The following is an 18,372-nucleotide window of genomic DNA, read 5'->3' as shown; positions in this document are numbered from 1 at the left end:
GCATGCTGCGTTCGCCCATACTGGGTTGACCGCAGGCTCGGAATGCTCATTTCCAGCCAGAAAACTGCGGTTCCTCGCCTGTTTTTGCCTTGTCTTGCCTTCACTCGTGACGTCTTCACGCGGCTTGCCTATGTCCCGTTTTCTGTTCCGCCTGACCCTGGCCTTGACCCTGGTGGCTCCCGTGGCCCTGGTCAACGCCGAGGACTCCGTGCCCGCCAGCGATTACGCAGCGGTCGCCGGGGAGAGTTTCTTCCTGTTGTCCGACAGCAGTTTTGCCAGCGACGAGCAGGCCATGGTGCGCCTCGAGGCCCCGGGTCGCGACTATCGGCGTTTTCGCATGGAGCCCTATGGCGGCGCGGACATCCGGGTCTACCGGATCAACCAGCCGCTGGACTTCCTCAAGCGCCAGAAGAACCTGCACCGAGTGGTCAGCGATGGCCAGTTCAAGGGCGAGGGGCTGTCCAACACCCTGGCCTACCTGTGGGACAACTGGTATCGCAAGTCGCGCCGGGTGATGCAGCGCGCTTTCTCCTATGAGTCGCGCAAGCAGGTGACCGAAGAGGTCCCGGAGCTGAAGGTCGGCAACTCGTTGCTGGCGCCGACGCCCTATGACGCCCAGCCGCAGTTCGGCCTGATCCCGGGCTTGCCGCTGGTGACCCAGTTCCGCTACCCGCTGTGGCAGGCCAAGCCGATCCAGCCGCCGGCCGGGGTCAACCTGGCCGGGTCTTCCAGTGACTTCATCAACGTCGCCCCGGGCAACGTCTACATTCCCCTGGGGCAGTTGAAGCCGGGCCTGTACCTGGTCGAAGCCCTGGTGGGCAAGTACCGCGCCACCACCATGGTGTTCGTCTCCAATACCGTGGCGGTGAGCAAGATCGCCGGTGACGAGCTGCTGGTCTGGGCAGCGGGCAAGCACGAAGGCAACTCGGTGCCCAAGGTCAACGTGCTGTGGACCGACGGCCTGGGCGTGATGAACAGCGGTGCCACCGATGAGCAGGGCCTGGTGCGCTTGAAGCACGTCAGCCCCGAGCGCTCCTATGTGATTGGCGAGGACCAGGAAGGCGGGGTGTTCGTCTCCGAGAACTTCTACTACGACAGCGAAATCTACGACACCAAGCTCTATGCCTTCACCGACCGGCCGCTATACCGCCCGGGCGACTGGGTCTCGCTGAAGATCGTCGGGCGTGAGTTCAAGAATGCCCGGGACTCGGTGCTGCCCGGTGCCGGTACGGTGAATGTCAGCGTATTGGACGCCGCGGGCACCGCCCTGCAGAACCTGACCCTGAACCTGGATTCCAAGTCCGGCACCCAGGGGCGTTTCCAGCTACCGGAGAATGCGGTGGCGGGCGGTTATGAGTTGCGCCTGCGCTACAAGGACCAGGTCTACAGCAGCGCCTTTCGCGTGGCTGAATACATCAAGCCGCACTTCGAGATCGCCCTGAGCCTGGCCAAGCCGGACTTCAAGACCGGCGAGGCGGTGAAGGGCAACCTGGTGCTGCTCTATCCCGATGGCAAGCCGGTGGCCAATGCGCGCCTGCAACTGAGCCTGCGGTCCCAGCAGCTGTCGATGGTGGACAACGAGTTGCAGTACATGGGCCAGTTCCCGGTGGAACTGACCAGCACCGAGCTGACCACCGACTCCAAGGGCAGTGCCAGCCTCGACCTGCCGGCGGCGGACAAGCCCAGCCGCTACATGCTCACCGTGTTCGCCAGTGACGGCGCGGCCTATCGAGTCAAGACCACCAAGGAAATCCTCATCGAGCGTGGCGCCGCGAGCTTCAGCCTCAGCGCCCCGCAACGCTTCAGCGCGGTGGGCGACAAGGTGCAGTTCAGCTACGCCAACCAGAACGCCAGCGAGCAGAGCAAGAACGTCTTGCCCAGCCGCTACAGTTGGGTGCGGATGGAAGACCAGTCCACCGGCGAGGGCAAGCTGGCTGCAGGCGCCAGTGGTTTTGCCCTGGCCTTCGAGCGCCCGGGTACCTACAACCTGACCTTGCGCGACGAGCATGACCGGGTCGTGGGGGGCACCAGCCATTCGGTCACCGGCGAAGGAGTCAAGGCCGTGCCGGGCACCGTGGAAATCGTCCTCGACAAGCCCGAGTACAAGGCTGGCGACGAAGCCCTGGCGCTGATCACCTTCCCCGAGCCGATCAACGATGCGCTGCTGTCGCTGGAGCGCGACAAGGTCGAGGCCACCGCATTGTTGTCCCAGGGTGGCGATTGGCTGAAGGTGGAAAAGCTCAGCCCGACCCAGTACCGCGCCCGAGTGCAGGTCAAGGACAGCTTCGCGCCGAACCTGACCTTTTCCGTGCTCTACACCAAGGGCGGCGAATACAGCTTCCAGAACGCCGGGATCAAGGTACTGACGCCGCAGATCGTCGTAGCCATCCAGACCGACAAGGAGAAATACCAGCCGGGTGACACCGTCACCGTGGACCTCTCCACCCAGTTCGCCGGCAAGCCGGTGCCGGCCCACCTGACGGTCAGCGTGGTGGACGAGATGGTCTACGCGTTGCAGCCGGAAGTGGCGCCGAGCATCGATCAGTTCTTCTACCATCCACGGCGCAACAACGTGCGCACCAGTGCCAGCCTGTCGTTCATCAGCTACGACGTGGCCCTGCCGGGCAGCCCGACGGCGCCAGGCAAGGCCAACCGCAGCGAGCGTGGGGTCAAGGTGCTGGAGCGTCCGCGCCGCGAAGACGTCGACACCGCTGCCTGGCAGCCGGAGCTGGTCACCGACGGCAGCGGCAAGGCACGTTTCACCTTCCGCATGCCCGACTCGCTGACTCGCTGGCGCATCACCGCCCGGGCCATCGCCGACGATGGCCAAGTGGGCCAGAAGAAGCAGTTCGTGCGGTCCGAGAAGGCCCTGTACCTGAAGTGGAGCGGCCCGACCCGCTTCCGCAGCGGCGACAAGCCAGACCTTGGGGTCTTTGCGTTCAACCAGTCCGAGCAGCCGGTCAAGGCCGAGCTGGTGGTGCATTACGCCGGTGAGTCCCAGCGCTTGCCGTTGACCCTCAACAGCGGCATCAACTATGTGGCCTTGCCGGCCATCGCTCCGGGCAATGGCCAGTGGAGCGCCGAGCTGGTGCAGGGCGGCAAGACCATGGACACCCTGGCGGTACGCCTGGCCAGCAACGGGGCTGGCTGGCAGACCGTGCAGACCCAGAGCCTGGACGTGGTCACCAACAGCACGCCACTGGGCTTGCCGGGCGATGCCGGGGAAATTCGCCTGCGCCTGGACGACAGCCCGCAAGCGCTGTTCCGCGCCGCCCTGGATGACCTGCTGGAATACCCCTATGGCGGAGTCGAGCAGACGGCCAGCCAGTTGTTGCCGCTGAGCGTTGCCTACCCGGCCCTGGCCAGCAATCCGCAGATCCGTGATCGCCTGCGCCTGATGATGCAGAACAGTCGCCTGCGCCTGGTGCACATGGCCGGGCCGGAAGCGGCATTCACCTGGTGGGGCGAGGACGCCGATCCGGATGCCTTCCTCACCGCCTATGCCTATTACGCCGACTGGAACGCCAGCAAGGTGATGGACCTGAACCTGCCGCCGGAGCATTGGCAGCGAGTGCTTGAGGTCTATGCCAAGCAGGCCGGCAATACGCCGTTGCTGCAACGTGCGCTGATCCTGTCCTTCGCCCGCGAGATGAAGCTGCCGATCAATACCCTGGTCAGTGGCCTGATGGACGACCTGGCCAAGGCCGGCCCGGGACCGCAAGCCAGCATGCAGGACGACAGCGGCGACAGCCTGGTGATGGACAGCCCGGATTCGGCCCTGGGCCTGGCCAGTGCCCGGGTGCTGGCTGCGGCCCTGGCGCGGGACGCCAAGGTCACGCCACCGCCGGCGTTCGTCGCCCAGCTGGAAGCGGCGCAACAGCAGATGGAAATCAGCTCGCAGCCCTTCGTCCAGGCCTTGAGCCTGTCGCTCAAGCCGTTCGACCAGGGGGCGACGCGCGCCTTGCTGCAACGCCTGCTGCCATCGCAGTCGACCCTGGAACGGGCCCTGGCCCTGACCTGGCTGCAACGTAGCGTGGCCCAGTCGGCGCCGGTTACGAACCTCAACCCGGGGCAAGGCTGGCAACAGCGCCAGGGCGCCAGCGGCGAAAGCTACTGGCAATGGCAAGGCTCGCAGGTTCCTGCTGTGCTGACCCTGGACTCGGTGCCGGAGCGCCCGCTGCGGGCCTCGGTGAGCTACCTGAGCAAGCAGGAGGCCGGCACGCCGGCACCGGTGAATATCACTCGCCGCCTGCTGCGCCTGGTACCGGGGGACGAAGCTTTCACCTTCAAGCTGGAGCCGCTGGGCAACAAGCCGATCGCCAGCGATGGCCTGTACCTGGATGAAGTGATCATCGCCAACGAAGGCAAGCGCCCGCTGCTGTACGGCATGCTGGATGTGCCGTTGCCGCCGGGCGCCGATGTCGAGCGCACCACCTGGGGTATCAAGCTGGCCGGTCCTGCGGGCAGTGAAGCCGCGTCGCTGGAGAAGGCCCGTGCCGAACCGGGGCAGATGAGCTACCGCGTGCCGCTGGATGCACTGAACGACAGCAGCGAAGTGCGCCTGCGCCACCTGGTCCGTTTCTCCCAGAAGGGCCAGTTCAACCTGCCGCCGGCACGTTTCTACCAGGTCTATGCACCTGAGCATCAGGCCCAGGAGCGTACTCCGGCCTTGGGCCAGGTTTCGGTCAAGTAACATGCTGCGACGTTGGACCTGGCTGTGCTTGTGTTTGCTTCCTGGGCTGGCGACGGCCCAGGACGAACCTCTGCGCCTGGCCTGGAAAACTGCGCCGGACAGCGAGCTGGTGAGCCTCTCCAGGACCCAGGTGCTGGCCCGCGAGCCGCTGCCCGAAGACTTGCAGACGCCCCTGGGCAGTGTCTGGAAACTCTTCGTCTACGCCTGGCTGGTGGACACCGGCGCCCAGGAACCGGCCTATGCCTGCCAGGGCAAGTCCAAGGAAGAGGTGTACTGCTGCACGGTCGGTAACAGCATCGCCCGCGACCAGGCCCTGGTGCGTTCCTGCGGCCTGTACTTCGAGCCTGCGCGCCTCAAGGTGTCGGCCAGTGACTGGCGCAGTTACTGGCAGGCGCGCCAGGCCCCGGGCTGGCTGCAGGATCTGCAGCAGCTGCAGCCACAGACTCGGGTTCCGGTGGCTGAACTGCTGCAAGTCCTGGCCAGCTTGCCGGCCCGGGACACCGCGCGCCGGGTATTGCTGGACGTGGTGCTCAACGCCGGTGATGGCACGGTGGTGGGGGCGCTCGGTGGGCGGCTGCGGGTCAAGACCTGGAGTTGGCTGGCCGAGCGCGACCCGCAATCGCGCCAGGGCGGTTTCGCCGGTTGGCTGACGGACGGCACGCCGTTGTGGGTCGGTGGCCGCGGCACTAGCCAGCGGGTCCTCAAGGAGCATGCCCAGGCCCTGGATCAGTTGTTGCCGGTCAACATGCCGCTGGACAAGGGCCGCTGCGTCGAGGTCAGCCTGTTTTCCCGCTATCCGCTCAAGGGCGTCAGCCAGAATGGCCAACCTGCCAGGCCCGGTGCCCTGCAAGGGGATTACCGGGTGGCGTTCGCCAATGGCAACCAGTTGGATATCCATAGCGCTGGCGAGCTGTTCCTGCAGCGGGATGGGGCCGCGCAACGCCTGGTGGCGCGCCTGGATCGCGAGGAATACGTGGCCCGGGTGCTGCAACGCGAAGCCAGCAGCGAACCCCGGGAGGCGGCCAAGGCCCTGGCCGTGGCGATCCGCACCTACCTGTTGCAGAACGCCGCTCGCAGCGGCGAGTGCCTGAGCATCGACGACAGCAGCAGCCGCCAGCGAGTCGCGCCGCGTCCGGCCACCGCCGAGGCCCGGGCCATCGCCGCTTGGACTGGCGACCTGGTGCTGGCTGGAACCCAGGTCACCTATCACTCCGACTTGCAGGCGCCGGACAAGCTGTCCTGGCAACAGGCGGTGGAGCAGGCCGGTTCAGGCCAGCGCTACGACGCTATCCTGCTGCACGCCTATCCGCGTGCCAGCCTCAGCCGTTGGGACAATCCGGTGGCTTCCTGCGAGCCCCTGCCTGCGGCCCAGGACTGGCTGCTGAAGCAACGGCGGCGCTGGCGCCAGCCGCTGGAGCAAGAGGTCGGTTACAACGAAGTCAATCAATTCGCGGTGTGCCGCCTGGGCTTCGGCCGGCCCTACGTCGATCGTGAGCGACAACGGATCTACGTGCGTGGCGTGCTGTCCCTGCAGGACCGCCTCGACCTGACCCATGAATACCTGCACCTGGCCTTCGAAGCCCATCCCAATGGCCAGGATGAAACCTACATCGAAGGGCTTGCCCGTCATCTTTTACTGGAATAGGTCATGAAATTTCCTGCTTCCCCGCTGCTCCTGTTCCTTTGTGGAATGTTCAGCCTGCCTGTGGCCCTGGCCGACAGCGCCATCCAGCTTGACACTCCCAAAGGCGGTTGGCGCACTCGCGCCGACGACGGCGAACAGTATCGCCAGAGCGTCAATTACCCGGCTTCCTCGGTTAACACTCCGCAAGGCCAGGCCGATACCGCGCGCATCCGTGGGCAGATCAAGGGGGCGCCCAAGTCTTCGCAGCCGGGCAAGCTAATCGTCAATGGCGTCAGCATGCCGCTCAAGGTGGACGAAGACGGTGGCTTCGACCGGCCCTATTCGTTCCCCAACGGCAGCAATAGCGTCGAAGTGCGCAGCCCCGACGGACAACAGCGCAAGCGTGTGCAATTCCTCAACACCGGCGGTGGCGTCACGCCGCCCAAGCTGCGGGTGCTGTTGTCCTGGGACAGCGACAACACCGACCTGGACTTGCACCTGGTGACCCCGGATGGCGCCCATATCTGGTACGGCGATCGAGTGGCTGCCAATGGTGCGGCCCTGGACGTCGACGTGACCACCGGCTACGGGCCGGAGATCTTCTCCATGCCGGCACCACTCAAGGGCCAGTACCTGGTGTATGTGAACTACTACGGTGGCGGCTATCGCACTGACGACGACGGTGACGGCGGCCAGGATAACGCCGTGCAACCCCTGACCACCGCCCAGGTCACGGTGATCACCGAGGAAGGCACGCCGGACGAGAAGAGCGAATCGTTCATCGTGCCGATGCGCGCCCCTGGCGAACTGACCCTGGTGCGCAGCTTCAGTTATCCATGATCGGCGCCGGTCAACGGCTCATGGGTTTATTGCCCTGAGACAATACCGGCGCCCGGCGTTTGCCTTGCAATGAGTCACCATTCGTCGGCAAGGAAACGCAAGCATGGGGACTTTTCAATCGTGGTTGAAGTGGTGTGTGGTAGCTGGCGGCTGTGCTTCTGGCCTGGCGTTGGCAGCGGGTGCGGACGGTCTGCAGCGGGTCAAGGTGGAGCTGGTGACGCCGCCCCAGGTGCACGCTCACGAGCAGGTGGTCAGCGGACCGCCCAAGGTGATGCAGTTCCACATGCGCGTCGAAGAGAAAAAGATGGTGGTGGATGACCAGGGCACCACGCTGCAAGCCATGACCTTCAATGGCTCCATGCCTGGCCCGACCCTGGTGGTACACGAGGGCGACTACGTCGAGCTGACCCTGAGCAACCCGGCCAGCAACAGCATGCCTCATAACATCGATTTCCACGCGGCCACTGGCGCCCTGGGTGGCGCGGCGCTGACCCAAGTGACCCCGGGCCAGGAAGTGGTATTGCGCTTCAAGGCCGATCGCAGTGGCACCTTCGTCTATCACTGCGCTCCTTCGGGCATGGTGCCATGGCATGTGGTTTCAGGCATGAGTGGCACCCTGATGGTGCTGCCGCGCGATGGCCTGAAAGACCCGGCTGGCAAGCCCCTGCATTACGACCGGGCCTATACCATCGGCGAGTTCGACCTCTACATTCCCAAGGACAAGGACGGGCATTACAAGGATTATCCGAACCTGGCCTCCAGCTACCCGGATACCCGCGCGGTGATGCGCACCCTGACTCCGAGTCACGTGGTGTTCAACGGTCGGGTCGGCGCCTTGACCGGAGCCAACGCGCTGACCGCCAAGGTCGGCGAAAGCGTGCTGTTCATTCACTCGCAGGCCAATCGCGACAGCCGTCCGCATCTGATCGGCGGCCATGGGGACTGGGTCTGGACCACCGGCAAGTTCGCCAATGCTCCGCAACGCAACCTGGAAACCTGGTTCATCCCCGGTGGCTCGGCTCTGGCGGCGCTCTATACCTTCAAGCAGCCGGGCACCTATGTGTACCTCAGTCACAACCTGATCGAGGCCATGGATCTGGGGGCTCTGGCGCAGGTCAAGGTCGAGGGGCAGTGGGATGACGACCTGATGACCCAGGTCAAGGCACCGGGGCCGATAGCGCCAGCCAAGCCTTGAGCCTCGGTTGCAGAACGCGCCGGGCCCTGGCTTGCAGGTTCCGGCGCGGGATGAGGGTGGGTCAGTCGCTTTGATCGGCAGTGGAGATCACTTCATCGATCTTCCAGCAGCCCTTGTCCTTGACCATGCGCACGTCGACGATCTGGGTGGTGTCTGGCGTGCTGCCCAAGGTCACTTGCTCCTTGGCGCTGGAGCCCTGGATCTGTGGCTCGCTGACCTGGATCTGGGTCAGCCATTCATCCATGTAGTCCTGGGCCTTGAGGAAGTAGTCCTCTTCCAGGCCATCGGGGCTGGCCATCTGTTTTTTGATCTTGGCGATCAGCGATTCCGAAACGTACTTCTTCATCTCGGGAGCGTTGTCGGTTACTGGATCCTTGTCCTGGCTGAAGGTCTGCAGGTACCAGCTGTAGAACGCCTGGGTCGCAGGCTTGGGCGAACTGGCGCAGTCGGCCAGGGCCAGCGGCTGGTGCAGGGCAATGGCCGCCAGCAGCGAGCAGAAGAGCATTCTCATGGGGAACCCCTTATGGATGACGGTAGATTTTGTATTCAGGCTTCTGTACCCGATAGGAGTGCCCAGGGTAGAAGCCATGCATCTGCTTGAAGTCTGACACCCAAAGCTTGCCGTTGAACATCGCCATATGGCCGTGGGGATGGCCGGGGATGGGTTGGATGACCACCACGTCGCCGGCCTGCGGTGCCTGGCCGGCAGGTTGCTCGACGAACCCCGCCGCGGTCAGGGAGGGGCCGAAGTCCTTGGCCGAGTGCTTCCTGTGCAGGATTACGCCGCCACCACCGGCTTCGATGGCCTGTCGGGTATAAGCCGCGCAGCGCCCGGTGCTGCCCGCATGGGCGTGGGAGTTCAAGTGACTGATGGCGGTTTCTTTATTCCACATTCCGTGTCATCCGAGAGTCCTGGAAAGCGGCGATTTTATTCGCGTCAGTCGTGTCCCTGAAATACTGGCCAAGTGCCTCATGATGGTGCTTTGGGTGGTGGTTCACAGTCATTTGATGATGAGCGAAGGCGAAATTTTACTTGAGGGGCGCTCATCGTTCGAGCTGTGGACCGTCCGTGTCTCTAGACAGGGAATGTAACTCGCCGTATCGCTGGTCGTGGTCTCATCCTGCATTAGGCAGGAGCGGGATGCTCAGTAGGAGTTAGAAGTACGATCTTGCCGGCTACCTTGGGTGCGAAATTTGCATGTGATGCGCCTTGCCCGCGTTGCTGCTAATGCTGGCAGTAACCATGGATCGTGTCTCATGTTCATGGTTGTTTTCAATCATGCCTCGATGCTCAGCAGTTACCCTTAAGAGAAATGGAGAGGGTATGTCAGGAGCACGTTGAGTCAGCACCATAACCCTGTTTCTCGTCGAGGGAGGGGGAGGCATTGCAAGTGGTCGATCAGAGGCGGGATTGTCATGAAACTCGTGCAACGTTGGATTATGAGCCGGAAATCAGGTACAGCGGGCGATGAAAATACGTCCATACCGACGAAATGCCAGGGCGAGGCCCAAGGCCAGTATTACGCTTCTGGCCGGACATCTATTTTTGCGACGAGTGGCAAAATTTCAGTGGAGAAGTTTCTGAAATTAAATGGTCTTTGTTGAATAGCGGCTAGTATGTTGTCCGGCAAGCTGATTGGGATGATCTGAAATTCAGAAGCACTGGGAAGCACTGGAGCGTGGTTGATGTCTGGTTTCTTGGTCAAATTCGAGTGAATTGCCCGAGTGCTGGTTTTGCACGAGCTCTTGATGATGGCTAGGCGCAATCATTGCCGGATACCAAGGGGGGAAGGTAGGGTTCTTTGGATGTTCAAGGCGATGGCGCAAATATCTGCTATTGCTAAGGGATGTAATGAAGGCCGGCCCCTCCCCCCGTAAACGAGTGCTATGGGCAGTGCTCAGAACAGTGTGAGTTTGTTTCTTCGCAGTTAAGGCGGGTGGATGCCTAGATATAATCTGTCAAACACTGAAATTTTCTCAGTCAACAATCTATTTGAAGTTCAATCGACCGGCGAATCGAACTCCTCAGGTGTGCAGCCTGTTTTTGAAGCTGAGTGTAGGAGTGATGTGGATATGGCTTTGCCGAAAGTCGCTATCTTGTTGTGTACCTACTATGGTCAGCGCTATTTGGCTGAGCAGTTGGCATCTTTCGAGGCTCAATCTCATTCGAATTGGCAGGTATGGGCTTCCGACGACGGGTCTGAAGACGATACTCGCGCAATACTGGAGTCCTATCAGCATAAATGGGCTGAAGGCAGCCTGTTTATTTGTTCCGGACCGGCAGAAGGTTTTGCCGCGAATTTTCTCTCGTTAACCTGCAAGGAGCATATCAAGGCCGATTTCTATGCCTATTCCGATCAGGATGATATCTGGGAAGCGGACAAGCTGGCTCGAGCCGTGCGCTGGCTGGAGTCCGTACCTGCAGAAGTGCCAGCACTTTACTGTTCACGCACTCGGTTGGTTGATGTCAATAATAATGAGATCGGTGTGTCTCCGCTTTTCACCAATCCGCCTAGCTTTGCGAATGCGATAATGCAGAACATTGGCGGCGGCAACACCATGATGTTCAACAATGCCGCGCGGGAATTGTTACGCGAGGCTGGGGAAAACAGGTCGGTGATTACCCATGACTGGTGGGCATACATCGTTGTCACTGGTTGTGGGGGCCGGGTTTTCTATGATAGCGAGCCTACCCTGCGCTACCGCCAACATACTTCCAATCTGGTTGGAACAAACTCCAATTGGGCGGCTCGCTTGAAACGTATGCGGATGTTGTTTCAGGGACGGTTCAAGCAGTGGAACGATAGCAATATCGAAGCACTGCATGCCTTGGACCACAGGCTGACTCCTGAAAGCCGGGAAACACTCCAGCGTTTCGTCAGTGCTCGCAAGATGAGCGTGGTTCCGCGACTGATCAATTTGAAGCGTGCAGGCGTTTATCGCCAAACGCTCCTCGGCAACCTTGGGCTGATCGCAGCCGCAATATTCGGAAAAATCTAATTGATGACGTTGGCCATTGAAGGCAAAGGTTCGCCGGGTGCGATTCCTTCCTCCGTTGATCGATGGTAGGGCCATGAACACATCAAACTCATTGGAAGCCAAGCCAGTGGCATGGATGAGACGTGCCATGGCGATACCTCGCCACCGGTAGTGGTTTGAAGCGGAATTTTCCTTCCTGTTGCATTTCAACATGCTGCGAAACTCCTCAGTTTGGTTCTGTCTCTTGGAAGTTTCCTGGTCAGGCCCGTGGTGCAAGATTTTTTAGTAATAAGGAGCAGCATGGAACATCAAGGCCTCATGAACCTCTTGGTTCATTGCATGTATGCGAGTGAAAGGGGCGTCACTTGGAGTATTTTGAGCAATTGCTGTAATGGTCTATCGGGGTTGCGTCGGAAACTCTCCGTCAGGAAACTGGCCAGCCTGACCTCGGCATGTATGGAGACCTTTGCCTGATGCAGCACTTTCCTGCCAACCCAGCAGCAATGCTGAGCAGCCTTTGGCGCTATCGACAGCTTATCGGCGCTTCTACTAAACGTGAGGTTTTGGGGCGTTATCGTGGCTCTGCCCTGGGGTTGCTCTGGTCGTTCTTCAATCCGGTTTTCATGCTGTTGGTGTATACATTTGTTTTCAGCATCGTGTTCAAGGCCCGCTGGAATAGCGGTAGCGAGTCAAGGACTGAATTCGCTCTGGTGCTGTTTGCCGGTTTGATGGTATTCAGCTTGTTTGCCGAATGCATCAATCGTGCTCCGGGGCTCATTCTCTCCAACGTCAATTATGTAAAGAAGGTGGTATTTCCATTGGAGATTCTGCCTTTCGTTACATTGCTCTCAGCGCTGTTCCACATGGGCGTCAGCCTCGTGGTCTGGTTACTGGCTTATGTATTGCTGATAGGCATTCCCCACATAGCAGTACTTTATCTCCCCTTGATCCTGATGCCCCTCGCTCTGCTGATCATGGGTTTGAGTTGGGCACTGGCATCCTTAGGAGTCTATTTGCGGGACGTCGCTCAGATCATTGGGGTGATAACGACTTCGCTGATGTTCTTGAGCCCGATCTTCTATCCCGCCACGGCATTGCCAGAGGACTATCGCTATCTGCTCTATTTTAATCCCCTCACCCCGGTAATTGAGCAGGCCAGGGCCGTGCTCTATTTCGGTGCGATACCAGACTTCGCCATGCTAGCCGTCTATTGGATGGCTACGTTCGTCATCGCCTGGCTGGGCTTTGTATGGTTCCAGAAGACGCGCAAGGGGTTTGCCGATGTCCTCTGAAGTAGCCATCAAGGTCGAGGGGTTGAGCAAGTGTTACCACATCTACGACCAACCCCGTGATCGACTCAAGCAGTTTTTGCTACCCCGATTTCAGCGTGCTTTCGGTATGACAGCACAGCAGTACTACCGTGAGTTCCGAGCTCTGGATGATGTAAGTTTCGAGATTCGCAAAGGAGAGACCGTCGGCATAGTCGGACGCAATGGCAGTGGCAAATCCACCCTTCTGCAGATGATTTGCGGCACGCTCAATCCTACTAGCGGCAGTATCCAGACTCATGGCCGGATTGCTGCTTTGCTGGAACTCGGATCGGGATTCAATCCAGAGTTTACCGGACGTGAGAATGTATACCTGAATGCAGCGGTGCTGGGGCTCAGCAGGGAAGAAACCGATCGACGTTTTGAGGACATAGCTGCCTTTGCCGAGATCGGAGAGTTCATCGAACAACCAGTTAGAAGCTATTCGAGTGGAATGGTCGTGCGGTTGGCATTCGCAGTGGCTATCAACGTCGACCCGGATATTCTGGTGGTGGACGAGGCTTTGTCCGTGGGCGACGAGCTGTTCCAGCGCAAGTGTTTCTCAAGGATCGAAAGCATACGGAGTTCGGGAGCGACGATTCTCTTTGTTTCCCACTCTGGTGCGACGGTGGTCGGCTTGTGCGACCGTGCAATCCTTCTGGACTCCGGCGAGCTGCTCTCCATGGGGGAGCCTAAGCGTATTATTGGAGGTTACCAGAAGCTTCTTTATGCGCCGGCTGATACGCGCGAAGAGGTGCGTGAGGCCATGCGCGCCCGCGATTGCGTGCAGATCGTTAGCGAGCCGCAGGGCGATGCCTTGGGCATTACAGGCAGTGTGTCGGGTTGCGAAACCAGTGATCGGGACCAGGAGTCTTTCGATCCAGCATTCGTGCCGCAGAGCACGATCGTATTCGAGTCCCGCGGAGCGGTGATTGGCGATGCTCGCATCTGCACGCTCGATGGAGCGCAGGTGAACGGATTGGTGCGAGGGCGCAAGTATTTATTCCGTTACGATGTGAGTTTTGATCGTGTTGTGACGAATGTGCGCTTTGCCATGTTGATCAAGGCATCTACAGGGGTGCCATTAGGAGGCGGATTGTCGGCACCGACCCTTACCGAGGCAATCTTGGTGGTTGAGCCGGGGACACGCTTCTCGGTCGAGTACTCGTTTACATGTCATTTGAATCCAGGGGTGTTTTTCCTGAATGCGGGTGTGTTCGGGTGTGACGACTCGAAGGAAGAAGTAGTGCTGCACCGGAAAGCGGATGTACTCGCCTTTCGGGTGTTGCCAGTCCTCGACAATCGAGCGACTGAGCTGGTCGATTTCGGCTTTGAGTGCGCGGTGGAAATGAATGCATAGTCTGTTTGATGGTTTGCTGGTTTCGTGTCCGAATGATGGGGGGCTTTTCCTGCTTCACAAAGGTAAGGCCAGCCGTTTGGACTCGTCTTCTTGCACTGGTCTTGATGTGAAGGGGGACTCGGTATTATGCGGACTGCAGCCTCGCGCATTATCGCTCACGGGAAGTCGCAACTGGTCGTTGGGCGGCGATGCGACACTGTTCGACGATATCCATGACGTGCTGTTCGATGGCGATGGGTGCTATGTGGTTGGCACGACAGGCAACGAAGTCGTCCGCTTCGATGGCGCCGGCAACGAGACGGGCCGCTGGGCGTTTTCCGAGCAGCGGGATTCTTGGCATCTGAACTGCCTGGCTCGTTGGAATGACACCATAGTCTTCTCCGCCTTCGGGACCTTTGAAACGACACGAGGCTATAAGGGCGCCACGCAAGGCAGCGGTTTCATTCAGGATCTGTTCTCAGGACAGCGCTATGTAGAGCGGCTATCACAGCCCCATAGCCTTGTTCCTCACGGCCGGAACCTGCTGGTTGCAAATTCCGAGTGCAAGGAGGTTCGCGAATATGCGTGGGATGGAACTTTGTTGCGCACGGTTGTGCTGGATGGGTACACCCGTGGCATCTGTATCGTCGACGATCTGCTCTATGTAGGTCTGAGCTGCTCGCGCAACATTGAGGACGCAAATCTCCCGCTCGCCACTGTTGTCGCGTTGGATATGACGACATGGATTGAAAAAGGTCGTTTATGCCTGAATGCCCGTGAAATCTATTCGATCGTATCGTTGGCTGATACGGAGGTGCTGCTCAGAGCACTGGGCCCTCTGAGCGAGAGCATCGTCGAGCGCCTGACCTCATCGTTGCAGGAAAGCAAAGGTTTGGCCATCAGGTTGGAACAGCGTGTCATCGATTGTGATACGCAACTGCAGGACAAGGATAGGATTTGGGCGGACCGGGTCGAGCAGGTGGCGGCCGATTATGACGCCGAGATTCAGCGGATTGCCGATGAGCGTGACCAAATGCTGGAAGACAAGGACAAGGCCTGGTCGGAGCGAGTCGAGCAGGTGGCAGCCGATCATATTACGGAAAACCAGAGAATTGTTCGTGAGCGCGATCAGTTGCTAGTAGACAAGGACAAGGCCTGGTCCAAGCGGATTGAACAGCTAGCGGCTGATCATATTTCTGAAGTCCAGCGAATTGCGCATGAGCGTGACCAGATGTTGGAGGACAAAGATAAAGCATGGTCGGAGCGGGTCGGGCAGATAACGACCGAACATGTCTGCGAAATCCAGCGCATTGCCCACGAGCGTGAGCAGATGCTGGCCAATCAGGAGTCTGCTTGGCGGGCTCAAGTCGAGTTGATCAGGCGTGATTCTCAACTGGAGCTCGAACGTCTCGAGCTGGAGCGCCAGGCGCACTCTGCTGATATCGAAGCGCGTCAGGCAGAGATGCTGAACCGGCTTCTGCCCAAGGTCAGCGTGGTCACAGTTAATTACAACGGAAAGGTATTTCTCCGCCAGTTGATCACGAGCCTTCAATGCCAGACGTTGGCGCCAGCAGAAATCATTGTTGTGGATAACGCATCCGACGATGGTTCCCTTGAGTATCTCCAGCAAGTCTGTCCGCGGGTCAAGGTTATACGCAGCGAGGTCAATCTGGGGTTCGCGGGCGGTAACAACCTTGGTGTTAGCCATGCTACTTCGCCATTGGTGGCTTTGATCAACAACGACACGGTGGTTGCCGATTCATGGCTCGAAGGGCTCGTAGCGACCTGGGTGCAACGGACTGCGGCTGGGGAGCGAATCGGAGCAGTTTCTCCCAAGATCGTATATTTCAAGCGGTTCCTGCAGATCAGGCTACGCGCCCCGGTCTACTCGCCGGGCGCTGGCGATGGACGCTTGCTTGGGGTGGCGATTGATCTTTCGCAAACCTCCTTCGTGGGCGTCCATTATGTCAAACCCATAGTCGGGGATGGGTTCTACCATGAGGAGCGTTGGCCTGAGGATCGAGTCGTACGCTGGACCGGCGAGTCGGCAGAGTTGATGCTTCCTGTCGCTGAGGCTCAACTGGGCGGGCCACTGAAGCTCCGGATCGTGGCCACCACAGCAGGGCGGCCGGAAGGCGTTTCTCTGGAGATCGAGTGCGAAGGGCAATCGCTTGGCACCTGCCAAGTGATGGAAGGTTTTGCAGAGTTCGAATTCGATGTTCCAGCCGATTTGTCCAAGCATGCAAAATGGGTCGTCAATAATGCGGGCAGCGCGCTTGATGATATGGGAAATGCAGCAGATATTGGCATTAACCAGCCTGATTCCGGTCAGTTTGACCAAACCAACGAACTGCAGGCTTTCTGTGGTTGTAGCGTACTGATGCCTCGTAATCTGTTCCTTGAACATGGCGGATTCGATGAGCGTTTCTTCATGTATTACGAGGATGCCGATCTTTCATGGCGTATTCGTAAAGCCGGATGGAAACTTCTTTTTGAGCCTCGGTCGGTGGTTCGTCATATTCATGCAGGTAGCAGTGGCGAGTGGTCACCGGGTTTTCGCTATCACGTAACGCGTAATTATCGGCTCAACGGCTTCAAGAATGCCGGGGCGGCTCAACTACTGCTACTAACTGCTCTTTTCGCCCGTTCGATGTTGCGAGCTGCTCGTGGTAACAGACATCATGGTTTATGGTCGTGGCGAGGCATTCCGTTGAGTGACATGACTCCTGTGCAAATTGAATTCAAGGCACTTCTGAATGCAGCGTCGATGATTCCTTCCATCTTGGGAAAACGTCTACGTGCACTTTTGCGAAAGGATCGCTGAATGAAAATTGGTATTTACAATCGATATTGGAATACTTGTGGTGGAGGCGAAAACTATACCGGCTCAGTCGCCGAGATATTGTCCTGGGACCACGAGGTGGAGTTGATATCGATTGAACCAGTGGATTGGGGGCGGCTGGAATCAAGATTGCACTTGGACTTGTCGCGGTGCTCGATGCGGGAGTGGCCAAATGAAACCTGTGAGCGTTTGTCACCTTTGTCTTCGCACTACGATTTGTTCGTCAATAGTACTTATTCTTCTTCGATGATGCCGCGCTCCAAGAAGTCGGCGCTGATTTGCTATTTTCCACATCGCATCGATGCGCTTTCTTCGATGCGTGGGCAAGTTCGGCAATGGGGCCGGGATCTGCTAGCTGGCAATAAGCGCCGTTTGTTGCGCCTCAATCGATTGCGAGGCGAAACCGTCGTACCGATGACGGGAGTTTATGAAGTAGAACCTGATGGGCGAGCCTGGATCGCTTCTGAAGCGGTACTGATGATGTCCTCGGCAGCGACGTTGGAGATTCCTTTATGGCCGGAAGCCTATAACGGTATAGAAACCGTGCGGGTCGATGGAGAAGAACTTCCTTGGCTGGTCGAAGATAATGTCCTGCGTGTGGAATGCGGGAAAATCGATAAGTGTCGGGAGCGCATGCTTTCTATCTTCAGCAAGCCAATGGTGATGAGCGAGCTTGGCCTTTCCTCCGACTCCCGGCGGCTTGGGGCCTGCATCGACACTCGATCCTTGAACTGGGGCGGTAAGCTACCTCGCAAACTGCATAGCCCTAGCGAATCCCTGCGAGCTTATGATCGGGTCATATCAATATCTCATTTCACCTCCGAGTGGATCGATCGGCGCTGGCGTTTGCCGTCAACTGAATTGCAGCCGCCCATCGACACCAGTCTTTTCGATCTGGATTCTTCGATACAAAAAGAAAAAATTATCCTGACTGTTGGACGTTTCTTCGCTGGTGGCCACAACAAGAAGCATCATGAGATAGCGAGAGCATTTATTCGCATGTGTCAGGAAGGGATTATGCCTGACGGCTGGCGTCTTGTGTTTGTCGGCTCTCGGCATCGAGAACATCAGATGCATCTGGATTATTTCGATCGTCTTACCGAGCTTTGCTCGGGGCATCCAATAGATATCCTTCCTGATTTGCCATTCGCCGATTTGCTTACCTACTATCGCAAAGCCTCTATATATTGGCACGGGGCTGGCTGGGGAGAGCATGTTGAGCAGTTTCCTGAGCGTTTCGAGCATTTTGGAATGACCACTTGCGAGGCTATGGCTTGTGCTTGTGTTCCGGTAGTGTTCGATGCTGCAGGTCAACAGGAGATTGTCGCAAGCGAGGAACTGGGTTTTCGTTATTCGAATTACGAAATGCTTGCAAAGCAGATGGGGAGCTTGGTGAATGCTCCGCCGGAAAATCTGGCTGAAATTGGCAAAAGGGCTCAGGTATCCATAGGGCGATTTGCTCGAGCCAGTTTTCAGGAACGAGTTCGTAAGGCATTCAGTGGGCTCGCCTACTGATATTCGCTCAGACTATTCTGATTTGCTTTTTAGCAAGT

The 18,372-nt window shown here is 58.8% G+C and carries 12 protein-coding genes; 10 read left to right on the top strand and 2 right to left on the bottom strand.

Annotated elements, in window-relative coordinates; translation table 11 throughout:
• The first annotated feature begins 130 nt into the window (after positions 1-130).
• The 4 genes from ACK6AU_RS06175 to nirK all read left to right on the top strand — a co-directional run bounded on the left by ACK6AU_RS06175 (position 131) and on the right by nirK (position 8,352).
• A complete protein-coding gene (locus tag ACK6AU_RS06175; protein ID WP_409298293.1) occupies positions 131-4,693 on the top strand; it encodes an alpha-2-macroglobulin family protein in 4,563 nt (1,520 codons plus the stop codon).
• Position 4,694: 1 nt separating this feature from the next.
• On the top strand, positions 4,695-6,338 hold the full coding sequence (locus ACK6AU_RS06170; protein ID WP_409298291.1) for a DUF2300 domain-containing protein: 1,644 nt from the start codon (positions 4,695-4,697) through the stop codon (positions 6,336-6,338).
• A gap of 3 nt (positions 6,339-6,341) precedes the next feature.
• Positions 6,342-7,157 carry a YfaP family protein gene (locus tag ACK6AU_RS06165; RefSeq protein WP_185698216.1) on the top strand — a complete coding sequence of 272 codons (816 nt, stop codon included), beginning with the start codon at positions 6,342-6,344 and terminating at the stop codon, positions 7,155-7,157.
• Between the two features lie 103 nt (positions 7,158-7,260).
• Positions 7,261-8,352, top strand: a complete 1,092-nt coding sequence (nirK, locus tag ACK6AU_RS06160) for a copper-containing nitrite reductase (protein WP_185698217.1) — start codon at positions 7,261-7,263, stop codon at positions 8,350-8,352.
• A gap of 61 nt (positions 8,353-8,413) precedes the next feature.
• On the opposite strand, the gene ACK6AU_RS06155 is transcribed toward nirK, so the two are convergent.
• Positions 8,414-8,863: a DUF3828 domain-containing protein gene (locus tag ACK6AU_RS06155; protein ID WP_185698218.1), complete on the bottom strand. Its 450-nt coding sequence runs from the start codon at positions 8,861-8,863 to the stop codon at positions 8,414-8,416.
• Positions 8,864-8,873: 10 nt separating this feature from the next.
• On the bottom strand, positions 8,874-9,245 hold the full coding sequence (locus ACK6AU_RS06150) for a CHAP domain-containing protein (RefSeq protein ID WP_185698219.1): 372 nt from the start codon (positions 9,243-9,245) through the stop codon (positions 8,874-8,876).
• A gap of 523 nt (positions 9,246-9,768) precedes the next feature.
• Here ACK6AU_RS06150 and ACK6AU_RS06145 point away from each other — a divergent pair.
• The 6 genes from ACK6AU_RS06145 to ACK6AU_RS06120 all read left to right on the top strand — a co-directional run bounded on the left by ACK6AU_RS06145 (position 9,769) and on the right by ACK6AU_RS06120 (position 18,334).
• Entirely contained in the window at positions 9,769-9,957 is a 189-nt protein-coding gene (locus ACK6AU_RS06145; protein ID WP_409298288.1) for a hypothetical protein, read from the top strand.
• 336 nt (positions 9,958-10,293) lie between these two features.
• Positions 10,294-11,352, top strand: coding sequence for a glycosyltransferase family 2 protein (locus tag ACK6AU_RS06140; RefSeq protein ID WP_409298286.1), 1,059 nt, complete (start codon positions 10,294-10,296; stop codon positions 11,350-11,352).
• Between the two features lie 452 nt (positions 11,353-11,804).
• Positions 11,805-12,623 (top strand): ABC transporter permease, encoded by an 819-nt coding sequence (locus tag ACK6AU_RS06135; RefSeq protein WP_409298284.1) that lies wholly within the window; start codon positions 11,805-11,807, stop codon positions 12,621-12,623.
• Complete coding sequence (locus tag ACK6AU_RS06130) at positions 12,613-13,998, top strand: ABC transporter ATP-binding protein (RefSeq protein ID WP_409298282.1); 1,386 nt, start codon at positions 12,613-12,615, stop codon at positions 13,996-13,998. The genes ACK6AU_RS06135 and ACK6AU_RS06130 overlap by 11 nt, the downstream gene beginning before the upstream one ends.
• Positions 13,991-16,801: a glycosyltransferase gene (locus ACK6AU_RS06125; RefSeq protein WP_409298280.1), complete on the top strand. Its 2,811-nt coding sequence runs from the start codon at positions 13,991-13,993 to the stop codon at positions 16,799-16,801. Before ACK6AU_RS06130 ends, ACK6AU_RS06125 begins: the two co-directional genes overlap by 8 nt.
• Complete coding sequence (locus ACK6AU_RS06120) at positions 16,802-18,334, top strand: glycosyltransferase family 4 protein (RefSeq protein ID WP_409298278.1); 1,533 nt, start codon at positions 16,802-16,804, stop codon at positions 18,332-18,334.
• The last annotated feature ends 38 nt before the right edge of the window (positions 18,335-18,372 follow it).

The sequence above is a fragment of the Pseudomonas sp. KCJK8993 genome (assembly GCF_046230915.1).
GTDB lineage: Bacteria > Pseudomonadota > Gammaproteobacteria > Pseudomonadales > Pseudomonadaceae > Aquipseudomonas > Aquipseudomonas piscis.
Note: the sequence above shows the minus strand (reverse complement) of the source record. Positions and strands in the feature narration are given on the sequence as shown.